At 70.3% G+C, this 11806-nt stretch carries 12 protein-coding genes; 5 read left to right on the forward strand and 7 right to left on the reverse strand.

The genetic code is table 11. The annotated features are described in order from the left end of the window. Window positions 1-1278 (reverse strand): AAA family ATPase (locus BN11_RS06720; protein WP_053084026.1); only part of this gene is annotated, 1278 nt, incomplete at its 3' end. Next, on the reverse strand, window positions 1275-1940 hold the full coding sequence (locus BN11_RS06725; protein WP_048696069.1) for a CpaB family protein: 666 nt from the start codon (window positions 1938-1940) through the stop codon (window positions 1275-1277). The genes BN11_RS06720 and BN11_RS06725, both read right to left, overlap by 4 nt. A 130-nt stretch (window positions 1941-2070) precedes the next feature. Here BN11_RS06725 and BN11_RS06730 point away from each other — a divergent pair, with 130 nt between their 5' ends. Beyond that, window positions 2071-2292 carry a helix-turn-helix domain-containing protein gene (locus BN11_RS06730; protein WP_048696072.1) on the forward strand — a complete coding sequence of 74 codons (222 nt, stop codon included), beginning with the start codon at window positions 2071-2073 and terminating at the stop codon, window positions 2290-2292. A gap of 3 nt (window positions 2293-2295) precedes the next feature. On the opposite strand, the gene BN11_RS06735 is transcribed toward BN11_RS06730, so the two are convergent. Next, a complete protein-coding gene (locus BN11_RS06735; RefSeq protein ID WP_048696074.1) occupies window positions 2296-2850 on the reverse strand; it encodes a hypothetical protein in 555 nt (184 codons plus the stop codon). A 147-nt stretch (window positions 2851-2997) separates the two neighbouring features. Between BN11_RS06735 and BN11_RS06740 the strand changes: the two genes are divergently transcribed. Then, on the forward strand, window positions 2998-3720 hold the full coding sequence (locus tag BN11_RS06740) for a LysM peptidoglycan-binding domain-containing protein (RefSeq protein WP_048696076.1): 723 nt from the start codon (window positions 2998-3000) through the stop codon (window positions 3718-3720). Next, window positions 3717-4271, forward strand: coding sequence for an Rv3235 family protein (locus BN11_RS06745; protein ID WP_048696079.1), 555 nt, complete (start codon window positions 3717-3719; stop codon window positions 4269-4271). The genes BN11_RS06740 and BN11_RS06745 overlap by 4 nt, the downstream gene beginning before the upstream one ends. A gap of 5 nt (window positions 4272-4276) precedes the next feature. Here BN11_RS06745 and secA read toward each other — a convergent pair whose 3' ends face one another. Beyond that, window positions 4277-7129, reverse strand: a complete 2853-nt coding sequence (gene secA / locus BN11_RS06750; RefSeq protein WP_048696082.1) for a preprotein translocase subunit SecA — start codon at window positions 7127-7129, stop codon at window positions 4277-4279. A 168-nt stretch (window positions 7130-7297) separates the two neighbouring features. On the opposite strand from secA, the gene BN11_RS06755 reads away from it, so the two are divergent. Continuing rightward, window positions 7298-8419 (forward strand): GNAT family N-acetyltransferase, encoded by a 1122-nt coding sequence (locus BN11_RS06755; protein WP_053084027.1) that lies wholly within the window; start codon window positions 7298-7300, stop codon window positions 8417-8419. Window positions 8420-8548: 129 nt separating this feature from the next. Next, complete coding sequence (locus tag BN11_RS06760; RefSeq protein WP_048696083.1) at window positions 8549-9457, forward strand: TolB family protein; 909 nt, start codon at window positions 8549-8551, stop codon at window positions 9455-9457. 26 nt (window positions 9458-9483) lie between these two features. On the opposite strand, the gene BN11_RS06765 is transcribed toward BN11_RS06760, so the two are convergent. From BN11_RS06765 to BN11_RS06775, 3 genes are all read right to left on the reverse strand, one after another. Continuing rightward, window positions 9484-10665 (reverse strand): winged helix-turn-helix domain-containing protein, encoded by a 1182-nt coding sequence (locus BN11_RS06765; protein ID WP_157044344.1) that lies wholly within the window; start codon window positions 10663-10665, stop codon window positions 9484-9486. A 15-nt stretch (window positions 10666-10680) separates the two neighbouring features. Then, window positions 10681-11301, reverse strand: a complete 621-nt coding sequence (hpf, locus tag BN11_RS06770) for a ribosome hibernation-promoting factor, HPF/YfiA family (RefSeq protein ID WP_048696088.1) — start codon at window positions 11299-11301, stop codon at window positions 10681-10683. A gap of 186 nt (window positions 11302-11487) precedes the next feature. Further along, the coding region (locus tag BN11_RS06775) for a ComF family protein (protein ID WP_268807078.1) at window positions 11488-11806 on the reverse strand (319 nt) is incomplete at its 5' end.

The following is an 11806-nucleotide window of genomic DNA, read 5'->3' on the forward strand; positions in this document are numbered from 1 at the left end:
GGCCGGCGCCACCGCCACGGCCCGATCTGGCGCGACGGCGAGCGCGATGTCGCGGATCCGGGAGCGGGCGGCGCTCTTGGGGGCGACGTCGGACAGCAGCCGTCCGGCGAGCAGCGCCTTGTCGAAGGCACCCTGATCCTCGGGAATGGTGTGCTCGACGCTGACGGCGGCGAACCGGTCGAGGGCCTCGCAGATGCGCTTGGCCGGGGAGGCGCCGGCGACGCCGGCACGGACCTTGTTGATCACGACCGTGGGCACGCGCGGGCTGACCGCCTGCACGTCCGGCAGGGCACGGACAAGTCGTTGCAGCCCGACGGGATCACCCGCTCCGACCGCCACCACGGCGTTGGCCTCCGCCAGCGTGGTGACGGCCACGGCGTTGCGCCGGGGCGCCCGCGTGTCGTAGCTGAGTTCCTCGTCGTCCTCGAGGCAAAAACCGATGTCGACGACCACGACCTGCGAGAGCGCACGGGCCAGGTCGAGCAGGTGACCCATCGAGTCGGCACGCACTTCGGGCCACCGGCTCGCACTCGGCAACCCGGTCAGCACGCGGAATCCCGGCTCGACGACCGGCGACAAGCGCGCCAGCGTCGGCACGTCGAGAGTCCCGAGCTCAGCGGCACGGGCCGCCGCCGCGAGGCCGGGGGCCTCGTCGAGCAGACCCAAGGCCTGTCCGATGCTCGCGCCATAGGTGTCGGCGTCGATGAGCAAGACACTCCGGCCGGTCAGCGCCAGTTCGCCGGCGAGGTTGATGGCGACGCTGGTGCGGCCCGGCGCCCCGGCCGGACCCCATATGACCACCAGCCGGCCGCGGCCGGCCCGCTCCCGCGGATCCTGCGTGTCGGGCGGCGCAGGAGCGCCCGCCGGGTCCAAGCCCGCCTCGAGGGCCGCCCACTCCTCGTCGGAGACCGCCCCGGCCTCGGCCGACCCTCGGCTGAGCGAGCGGGTGAGCACGGCGTCGATCTCCTCGGCCGTGCAGTCCGCCGGCAAGGTCGCGGCCACCCCGAGCTGACGCAGCCGTCGCTCCTGCTCCTCGTCATCGACCAGGCCGACAGCCACCACACCGCAATCGCGCAGGTGACCAAGCGTGTCCCGTTCGATCCCACGCAGGCCGGCGGACACGATCGCGGCATCGGCGAGCCCCGCTGACGCGGCTGCGACGAGATCGGCGAGGTCGGGGCAACGGCGGACGAGTTCGACCCCGGGCAGACTCGCGAGGTGCCGGGCGACGAGCGCCTCGTGGCGCGGTTCGACGCCGGTGAGGATGCGGACGGTCACGAAGCCTCCCGCAGGGCCGAGCCGGGCACGGGCACCAGGGTGAAGTGCGCCTCGGAGTCGACCAGGGTGATCAGGGCGGCGATGTGCTCGCGCGGTACCAGGACCTGGACGGCACTGCTCCTGCTGGAGGAGCCGAATCCCGACCCCGAACTGAGTCGGGCAACCTGCACCGACTCGAGCACTGCTCGCGGGGCGTCATACCCGGATCCGGAGCTCTTGTCCGCCTTGGGAGTGCTCGCATAGACATCCACCGTCGAGCCGACGACCAGGGCCCCCGCGGAGCCTTGATCTACCACGATCGACAGCGGCGAGACGGCGACCTCCGCGCCGCTGCCCACGGCCGCGCGCGGCACCAACTCACCCGAACGAACCTCCCGTAGCACATACCCGTCCGACGGCAGCCCGTCGGCGACCGGAAGATAACCGGCCGACACGTCCGACAACTGGACGTCCACGCGCTGCAGCGACTCCGGCGTCAGGCGCTGACCGGCGACGAGCTGGGTGCGCGCGGCATACACCGGAACGCGGGAATCCGCGGCGCGCAGACCATAAGCCCCCAGCGCGGTCGCCAGCAGGACCAGAGCCACCCCGACGAGCAGGCGCGTGTCGCGCCACGACGGGCGGCGCAGGCGCTTCGCACGCGGTTCCGGCAATTGCGACATGAGTGTCTCCCCCCACGGGCCTGATGTGTGCAGCCACTATGACCCACAGCGCGCGAGTCGGCATCTTGAAACGACGCGTCTGGGGATAACACGCGACGGTCGACCGGTCGCGGTGCGGCAGAATCGGGGCATGCCGAAGCGGTTCATCTCGCTCACCGAGCTCGCGGAGATCCTCGACATCTCTGCCGCCCAGGCCTACGCGCTGGTGCGCTCGGGCGATCTGCCCGCCATCAAGATCGGCGGACGCGGACAGTGGCGGGTGGAGACGAGCGTGCTCGAGGACTACATCCAACGGATGTATGCCGAGACGGCCGACTTCGTCCGCGCCCAGGGGGATCGCGACTCCGGCTGACCCCTATTCGCTGTGCACGCAGGCGATGGCGGCGAAGGGGATCGTGCGCGCGGCACGGACGTTATCGCCCCGTCGCGCCTCGTCGCGGGGGTGCTCGGCGAGGTCGACGAAATCGGCGCCGACGACGTCGATGGTGCCTTCGGTCGCCTTGCCCGCGGTGTCGAGGACCTGCACGCGGCGCCGGTCCCGGCTGATCTCGCGCAACGCCGAGCCCAGGGCGAAGCGCCGGGCGCTGCCGCCTTCGAAGGTCCGCGGCCCCAGACCGCCGACGCCGACGACGGCGCTCAGCGGGACCAGAACGGCGCGATGTGGTGTGGGGGCGAGGGCGAGCCAGTCAGCTCCGATGTCGATCAGGCGGCCATGCACCCGGATCCCGGCGACCAAGTGCAGGTCGACCAGCTCGCCCCGGTGCGCGGCCAGCCGTCCGCCGAGCGTGGTCAGCGCACGCTCACGGCGGGTGCGGTCGGCGATCTCGAGATCGCGTTCGCGCAATTCCTCCGCCGCGACCTGCGCCTCCAGGTCGGCGAAGAGCCGCTCCCACCGGTGGCCGGACTCCATGACGCCCAATCGTAGGTAGAGCGGGCGGTCGCTGCGCGTTCTCCACAGGATCAGCCGCTAGCTGTTGCACAGTTTATCAAATTGCAGCAAACTTCATCAAACGACACCATAGCGGCGCAATCTGGCGCATCACCTGCAGGAGGAGTCATGGCATACGGGGGGCGTCCGGCACGACCGAGCCGGGTCCGCACGATCGCGACCCTTGCCGCCCTGGCGGGGGTCAATGCGCTGCTCACGGTCATCACCTGGCACATGGGGTCGGTCGCCATGGCCGCGATCGGCGCGGCGCAGGCTGACCCGCAGGCGGCGCTCATCGCCGTGCTGGCTACGGCGGGACTCGCCGTCCTGCTCGCCGCCGTCTTGGACATCACGCATCAATGTCAGGTGTTCGCCCGCGCCCGTCGGCAGCTGGCAGCTGCGACGACGATGACGTGGCGCACGCGGATCGCCGCGGCCCTGATCGGCGTGGGAATCGGCAGCGCGACACCGGCCGCGGCGACGATGCCGGCGCCGCAGACGGTCCTCACGGCCCCGGCCCAGCCGGGGGCGGGTGCTACGGCTGGGCTCCCCTCCAGCCCGGCCGTGGCACCCGATCCGCGTTGGGGGGCCGGCGCCGACACCGCCTCGCCGCTGATCCGACTGACCCGCACCGGCACCGACACGGGCACCGGCCTCGAGGAGGTCGTGGTCCGCCGGGGCGAGTGCCTGTGGGATATCGTCGCTCGCCGGCTCGGCCCGAGCGCCTCCGCCGCACAGATCGACGCCGAATGGCCCCGCTGGTATGCCGCGAACCGCGCCCGCATCGGCGCCGACCCCGACTTGATCCGTCCGGGTTTGCGCTTGGTCGTCCCGTCGGACGTGGCGTCATGAGCACCCGGACGTCGAAGCGCGCCGCACCGCCGGCGGCATTGCGACCCATCAAGGTGCTGCCGATCCCCGAACACCGGCCGCCGGCGCTGCCCGCCGACATCCCGATCGAGGCACTCGGCACGGGCCACGAGCGCAGCATGCCCTATGTCCAGGACGCCTTGGCCTTCGAGTTGATGCCGCGTCGCAGCGACGTGGACCGGGCGGTGGCGCCGACCGATCTGCCCGATCCGCACGCCTGGATCGGCGGGATCGCCCAGGCCCTGCTCGAAGTGATGCTGGGCTTGCGGCCGCCGTCACAGGTGGTGCGCTCGTGCGCGCCCGAGGTTTACCTCGCCGTCGCGCGCCGTCATGCATCGGCCTCCCGCCGCCGGGAGAACGCCGCCACCAAGATGCGCCGCCCGACCGTCGCGAAGGTGCACAGCACGCGTCCGGACGAGACCGTCACCGAGAGCGTCGTGCTCGTCCTCGCCGGACCCCGGGTGCGGGCGATGGCGTTGCGTGCCGAGGCCGGCAGGACCGGCTGGCGCGTCACCGCCCTCGAACTGGGCTGAGCCGCTCAGGCGCCCTTGCCGTGGCACATCTTGAACTTCTTGCCCGAGCCGCAGGGGCAGGGATCGTTGCGGCGGGCGCCGGCGAGTTGGGCTTCGGAGAGTTCGGGGGCAGCGCTGCCCGTGTCGTGTTCCTCGACGCCGCCGTCCTCACTGGGAGCGGAGTAGTGCAGGCGTGAGGGGCGCACGATCTCGTCCAGTCCCTTGGCGTGCACCTCCGGGCGGGCTGCAGCCGAGGCTGCCTCGAGGGCGGCGTCCTGCGGCTGCCGCTGGTCGGCCGGGGCGGCGTCCAGGCCGCGGAGCATGTCGCCGATGGCGACCGGCTGCAGCGGTGCCGGTTCGGGCTCTTGGACCTGGACCTCGGCGTTGAAGAGGAAGCCGACGGCCTCCTCCTTGATCGCCTCGTTCATGGCCTCGAACAGGTTGTAGCCCTCGCGCTGGTATTCGACGAGCGGGTCGCGCTGGGCCATCGCCCGCAGCCCGATGCCCTCCTTGAGGTAGTCCATCTCGTAGAGGTGCTCGCGCCACTTGCGGTCCAACACCGACAGGATCACCCGGCGCTCGAGTTCGCGGGTGACGCCCTCGCCGAGGGCGGCCTCGCGCGCGTCATACGCGTGGTGGATATCGGAAACGAGTTCGGTGCGCAGGGCCTCCGACGTCAGCCCGGTGCGGCCGCCGGCGGCCTCCTCGAGTTGCTCCTGGGTGACCCCGACGGGATAGAGGTTCTTCAGCGCGGCCCAGAGACGGTCGAGGTCCCAGTCCTCGGCATACCCCTCGGCGGTCTCGGACACGACATAGCCGTCGATCACGTCGGTCATGAAGCTGCGGACCTGCTCCTCGAGGTCCTCACCCTCGAGGACCCGGCGCCGCTCGGCATACACGACCTCGCGCTGGCGGTTGAGGACATCGTCGTACTTGAGGACGTTCTTGCGGATCTCGTAGTTCTGCCCCTCGAGCTGGCTCTGGGCACTCTCGATGGAGCGGGAGAGCAGCTTGCCCTCGATCGGGGTGTCCTCATCCATGCCGGTCGACTGCATGACCCGGTCGACGAACCCGGCGTTGAACAGGCGCATCAGGTTGTCCTGCAAGGACAGGTAGAAGCGCGACTCCCCCGGGTCGCCCTGACGCCCGGAGCGCCCCCGCAACTGGTTGTCGATGCGGCGCGACTCGTGCCGCTCGGTGCCGAGGACATAGAGCCCGCCGAGTTCGGTGACCTCGTCGTGCTCGGCGGCGACGGCCGCCTCGGCCTGCGCGAGCGCCTCGTCCCAGGCCGCTTCGTACTCCTCCGGCGTCTCCTGCGGATCCAGGCCGCGCTTCTTCAGCTCGGCGACGGCCCGGAACTCGGGGTTGCCGCCGAGCATGATGTCGGTGCCGCGGCCGGCCATATTGGTCGCCACGGTCACGGCCCCCTTGCGGCCGGCCTCGGCGACGATCGACGCCTCCCGCTCGTGCTGCTTGGCGTTGAGGACAGCGTGCGGAACTCCGTTGCGCCGCAACTGATCCGACAGATACTCCGACTTCTCGACCGACACGGTGCCGACGAGCACCGGCTGCCCCTTGCGGTGCTTCGCCACGATGTCGTCGACGACGGCGCGGTATTTCGCCTCCTCGGTCCGATAGACCAGGTCGGCCTGGTCGGCGCGGATCATCGGCATGTTCGTCGGGATCGGCACCACGCCGAGCTTGTAGATCGAATGCAGTTCGGCCGCCTCGGTCTGGGCGGTGCCGGTCATGCCCGAGAGGGTGTCGTACATGCGGAAGTAGTTCTGGAGGGTGATGGTCGCGAGCGTCTGGTTCTCGTTCTTGATCTCCACCCCCTCCTTGGCCTCGATGGCCTGGTGCATGCCGTCGTTGTAGCGGCGGCCGGAGAGGATGCGCCCGGTGTGCTCGTCGACGATGAGCACCTCCCCGTTCGCGACGATGTAGTCCTTGTCGCGGTGGAAGAGCTCCTTGGCCTTGATGGCGTTGTTCAGGTAGCCGATCAGGGGGGTGTTGACCGACTCGTAGAGGTTGTCGATGCCGAGGAAGTCCTCGATCTTGTCGATGCCGGACTCCAGCACACCGATGGTCTTCTTCTTCTCGTCGACCTCGTAGTCGCCAAGGCCAGACTCGAACTCTCCCCGCTTGAGCCGGGTGACCATCTTGGCGAACTCGGTGTACCACTTGGTCGGCTGGTCGGCCGGCCCGGAGATGATCAGCGGGGTGCGGGCCTCGTCGATGAGGATCGAGTCGACCTCGTCGACGATGGCGAAGTTGTGGCCACGCTGCACGAGTTCGTCGGTGGACCAGGCCATATTGTCGCGCAGGTAGTCGAAGCCGAACTCGTTGTTGGTGCCATAGGTGATGTCCTTGGCGTATTCGGCGCGCCGCTGCTCCGGCGTCATGTCCGAGAGAATGCAGCCGGTCTCGATGCCGAGCATGCGGTGGATGCGGCCCATCAGTTCGGACTGGTATGCCGCGAGGTAGTCGTTGACGGTGATGACGTGGACGCCCTTGCCGGTCAGGGCGTTGAGATAGGACGGCAGGGTCGCGACGAGCGTCTTGCCCTCACCGGTCTTCATCTCGGCGACATTGCCCTGGTGCAGGGCCGCGCCGCCCATGATCTGCACGTCGAAGTGCCGCTTGCCGAGGGTGCGCTTGCTCGCCTCTCGGACGGCGGCGAAGGCCTCGGGGAGGATGTCGTCGAGGGTGGCCCCGTCGGCGAGGCGCTGCTTGAAGACGTCGGTCTCGGCGCGCAGCTCGGCGTCGGTGAGCTTCTCGAAGTCCTCTTCGATGGCGTTGACCTGCGCGGCGATGCTCTCCAGCCGCTTGACGGTGCGGCCTTCGCCGGCACGCAGCAGCCTTTCGACGAACTTGGGCACGCGACTTCTCCTGACGTAGCTCTCGGAACCTGCTCAGCCTAATCGAGCCTCCACCGTGGCCCCAACGCCTCGCCCCGCCGGGATGGTTCCGGCCGGATGGTTCCGGCCGGCGCGGCATACCGGCAATCGACTGGAACCTCCGCCCCTGGCCAGGAAAGGATGGGCGGTATGGCGTTCCCCGACGTGGTCCCCACCCTCACCGATGGCGTGGTGCTGCTGCGCGCACACCGGCCGTCGGACGCCGAGGGCATCGTGGCCCAGTCGAACGACCCCGCCTCGATGCGGTGGACGACCGTGCCGCGGCCATACGGAATGCAGCAGGCGCAGGAGTTCCTCACGCTGATCGAGGACGGCTGGAACGCGGGCACGGGGAACCTGCACTGGGCGATCGCCGGCGCCGCCGATCCCGACGAGTACTTAGGCACGATCGACCTGAGCCACGGGCCGGGCGGAACCGCCGAGGTCGGCTTCGGGCTGCATCCGGCCGGCCGCGGTCGGGGCTTGATGTCGCGCGCCGTCCGGCTGCTCGCCGGTCACTACTTCGGCGACCTCGGCGGGCACCGCCTCTACTGGTATGCCGCCCGCGGCAACGTCGCCTCGTGGCGCGTGGCGTGGGCGTGCGGATTCCAGCACCACGGGCTGCTGCCGCAGAAACTCGCCCCGGCACCCGGCGACCCGGAGGCGGTCGCCCTCGACGCCTGGGCGGCCAGCGTGGGCGCGGACGACGACCTCACGAAACCGAAGGCACCGTGGTTCGAGCCCCCGACGCTCGAGAGCGACGGCATACGGCTGCGCGGGTGGCGCGACGACGACCTCGCGGTCGCGGAGCCGCACGACCATCCGAGCCATCACGTGCCCGAGCGCGCGATCCCCACGGCCGAGACCTTCGAGGCCTGGCTGATGCGGCGGCGGGAGCTGATGTCGCAGGGAACCTCCGTCAACTGGTGCATTGCGGACCCCGCCACCGACGAGCCGGTCGGTGAGATGCTCGTCTTCGTCCACCAGGGGTCGATGACCGACGGGGACACCGCCGAACTCGGCTACTTCCTCAAGCCGAGCGCCCGCGGCCGCGGATTCGCCTCCCGCGCAACGCGGCTCGCCACGGCGTACGCCCTCTCGCCCGACGGGCTCGGCCTACGCCGCCTCGTCGCCGAGACCGCCGCCGACAACGCCGCCAGCAACCGGATCCTCGAATCGGCCGGCTTCACCCGCTGGGGACACGAGGCCCAGGCGACCGCTCCCGACGGCTCGGTCGGCCCCGCCGATCACTGGGAACGATTGCGCCAATGATCGGTAGCTCACAACCGGTCGCCGGCCACCTGCCGAATCCCTACCGTCGAAAGGGGGCCACCGGCCGCCCCCCGACGAGAGGGGGAAAGCTCATGAACACTCGCGCGAGACCTGACGAGCGCGCTGGCTGTGACGGCGGCCGTGGGGCTCGCCGCGACCGGTAGCCACGCCACCTCCCCCGGCCGGCCCGGCGCCCTGGCGTACGTCGGTCTCGACCACAGCATCTACAGCGATCGGCTCGTCGCCGGCCAGGTGATGCTGAAGCGGCTGACGCCCGGTGTCGGTGACCACCCGCGGTGGTCGCAGGACGGCACCAAACTCGCCTACGCCACCGGCGCTCGCAATATCGTCGTGATGAAGCCCGACGGCACGGCCAAGAAGACGGTGTCGGTCGGCCCGAGTTGGCAGCCCAATTGGATGCCCGTCACCGGCAAGCCGAGTCAGGTCGGCTTCGTCAACGTGATCAGCGGCAGGGGCGACATCTACGCCGTCCCAGCGGCGGGCGGTGTGGCCAAGCGGTTGACCACCGACGGCGCCACGACCTGCGGCAATTCGCAGCCCGCCTGGTCGGCCGACGGCAAGTACTTCGCTTATGTCCAACGCACCAAGCAGGCCGCCGGATGCGGCTCTCACCGCCTGGTGGTCATCACCCGGGCCACCGGAGTCAAGCGGGTGGTGCAGACCGTGATCTGGCCGGACGACGGCGTCACCCCGCTCGGGGTCGGCGACGACCGGATCGACTTCACGGCGGATTCGGCCCAGATCTGGTTCTCGCTCAGCGGCAACACGGACTGTGTCGAGACCAGCGGCGTGTATGCCGTGGCCACCGGCAGGGTCAGCGTGATCTCGGAGTTCGTCTGCGAAGGCGAATTGGGCATCCCACTCGAGGAGGCGCCGGCGCCCGGCGGCGGCGTCGTGACGACCAACTGCGACCCTTATGGCAGCGAGTGCTGGATCACCACGCCGCGCTGGACGAAGACCGTGCCCGACGACGCCGGCCCCCTGTGGTCGGCCTTCGACATGCAGCCCCTGCACTGAGGCGCGGCACCCCAGACGGCACGGCGTCACCCGGTGCCGGCGGGAAGGGCGAGCCACCGGGCGAGCAGGTCGAGTTCGGCCTCCAACTCGCTCCGGTCGCTCGACCCGCCGCGCCCTGGTTCCCAGGTGAGCCGCTGGACGCGCAGCACGCCGGCGGCGCGGTCGGCCTTGAGATCGGCGCGGCCGACGAGTTCGTCCCCGAGCAGGAAGGGCAGCACGTAGTAGCCGTGCACGCGCTTCGGCGCGGGCACGTAGATCTCGAGCCGGTAGTCGAATCCGAAGAGCGCGGAGACGCGGTCCCGCGTCCAGACCAGCGAGTCGAAGGGGCTGAGCAGGGCCCTGGCCTCGACCCGTCGCGGCCGCCGCGCGTCGCGGTGCAGGTAGGCCGCCCGCCGCCACCCTTCGACCTCGACCGGGATCAGGACGTCGTCGGCGACGAGCCGGTCGATCGCGGGCTGGGTCGCCTTGACGGGTAGGCGGAAGTAGTCGCGCAGGCATTGCACTGTCGCCACGCCGTGCGCGCGGGCGGCGATCTCGACGAGCTGCCGGTATGCCGTCTCCACCGGCGGCCGGTCGCTCGCCTCGATCGCGTGGGGGTGCACCGCCGGGGGCAGCACGCGGTGGAGGGCGTCGTACTTGCGCTCGAATTGCGTTGTGCGGCCAGACGATCCGATCTGGCCGCCCCAGAAGAGGTGTTCGAGGGCGTTCTTCACGAGCGACCAGTTCCAGCCCCAGTCCTCCTTCGATCGCGGCACGTCGTGTTCGAGGGCGATCTCGGTCTGGCGCGACGTGAGCGGCCCGCGGGCCTCGATCTCCGTGAGCACCGCCGCGACGAGGTCGGGCCGGGTGCGAGCGACGCTCTGCATCCCGCCCCACGAATCGGACAGCGCGCGCTGCATCCGGAAGTCGAGCAGCGGCCACGTCGTGGGCGGGATCAGCGACGCCTCGTGCGCCCAGTATTCGACGAGCCGGCGCGGCGCCCGGTCGCGGGCTCGGTCGAGGAGGGACACGTCATACGGCCCGAGGCGGGAGAAGAACGGGAGGTACTGACTGCGCGCCAACACGTTGACGCTGTCGATCTGGATGCACCCGACCGTGTCGATGACCCGCTGGATGTCGCGCATCGTCGGCTCCCGGACGCCGCGCGGCCGCCCAAATCCTTGGGCGGCCAACGCGATTCGTCGCGCCTGTGCTTGGGACAGGCGCATCGTCATGGGGTGATCCTAACTAGCGGCCTCCGCGGGGGCGGCGACCTCGAGGTGGATGACGCCGTAGTTCCAACCCTGACGGCGATAGACGACCGACGGCTTGCCTGTCTCGCTGTCCTGGAAGAGGAAGAAGTCGTGACCGACGAGTTCCATCTCGGCCATCGCCTCTGCGAGTGTCATCGGGGCGCTCTGGTGGACTTTCTCGCGGACCTCGATCGGGCTGTCGCCGATGGCGCCGAACAGGTCGCGTTCGTCGTCGACCTCCAGGGCGGGGGCGGGCTCGGTGAGGACCGCCTCGAGCGGCACCTCGGCCGGCTTCTTGCCTCGGGTGCGGGCGACCCGGCGGCGGTCGTTGGCGCGGCGCAGCCGCTCGAGCAGTTTGTCCATCGCCTGCTCGAAGGCAGCGTACTTGTCGTCATGGGTCGCTTCGGCACGCACCACGGGTCCGCGGGCGTGACAGGTGATTTCGACGCGCTCGGTCGCCTTGGCCTTGCTGCGCGCGGGTTCGTGACTGACGAGGACCTCGACGCGCAGGGCGCGCGGCGCGAGTTGCTCGACCTTGCCCACTCGCTCCGTGACGTGATCACGGAATCGATCGCTGACGGTCTGGTGGCGGCCGGAGATGACAACATCCATGGGTTCTCCTCGTTGAGGTCGGGTGATGCGATCGTGCTGCGGTGGATCCCGCCGTGCCTGCTGTCCGGATCGCGTCCTACGGACAAGCGGGACCTGTTGCGCGGGAAAGGTTTTTGTGGCCAGCCAGTCGCATCACCCCTCTCCGCTCGTGGCGTCGGTGCGGGGTATGGCCCTCATGTACCGACGCTAGCTCACTTCGGTCCCGTTGTGCAGGGATTCGCCTTGCTCTTCGCGGAATCGCCGGGGTGTGGCGGCGATCGCGGCACGGGCCACGACCACCCCGCCGGCGGCTTCGATCGCCCGGACGGCCTCGCGCATCGTGGCACCGGTGGTGACGATGTCGTCGGCGAGGACGACGACCTGGCCGGCGACGTCACGGGAGGCGCGCATCACGCCGGAGATATTGCGTGCCCGCTGCGCCGAACTGAGGCCGACCGCGTCGCGCACCCGCCCGCTGACCCGCAGCGCGTCGATGGCGGGCAGGTGGCCGGCTGCCGCGGCGTGC

It is taken from the genome of Nostocoides australiense Ben110 (genome assembly GCF_001050535.1).
GTDB lineage: Bacteria > Actinomycetota > Actinomycetes > Actinomycetales > Dermatophilaceae > Nostocoides_A > Nostocoides_A australiense.

What these genes read in the sequence shown, in the direction of transcription:
- BN11_RS06725 (WP_048696069.1), bottom strand. Translation starts at nt 1,940, where the DNA reads ATGTCGCAATTGCCGGAACCGCGTGCGAAGCGCCTGCGCCGCCCGTCG.
- BN11_RS06735 (WP_048696074.1), bottom strand. Translation starts at nt 2,850, where the DNA reads ATGGAGTCCGGCCACCGGTGGGAGCGGCTCTTCGCCGACCTGGAGGCG.
- BN11_RS06740 (WP_048696076.1), top strand. Translation starts at nt 2,998, where the DNA reads ATGGCATACGGGGGGCGTCCGGCACGACCGAGCCGGGTCCGCACGATC.
- BN11_RS06755 (WP_053084027.1), top strand. Translation starts at nt 7,298, where the DNA reads ATGGCGTTCCCCGACGTGGTCCCCACCCTCACCGATGGCGTGGTGCTG.
- BN11_RS06765 (WP_157044344.1), bottom strand. Translation starts at nt 10,665, where the DNA reads ATGCGCCTGTCCCAAGCACAGGCGCGACGAATCGCGTTGGCCGCCCAA.
- hpf (WP_048696088.1), bottom strand. Translation starts at nt 11,301, where the DNA reads ATGGATGTTGTCATCTCCGGCCGCCACCAGACCGTCAGCGATCGATTC.
- BN11_RS06745 (WP_048696079.1), top strand. Translation starts at nt 3,717, where the DNA reads ATGAGCACCCGGACGTCGAAGCGCGCCGCACCGCCGGCGGCATTGCGA.
- BN11_RS06730 (WP_048696072.1), top strand. Translation starts at nt 2,071, where the DNA reads ATGCCGAAGCGGTTCATCTCGCTCACCGAGCTCGCGGAGATCCTCGAC.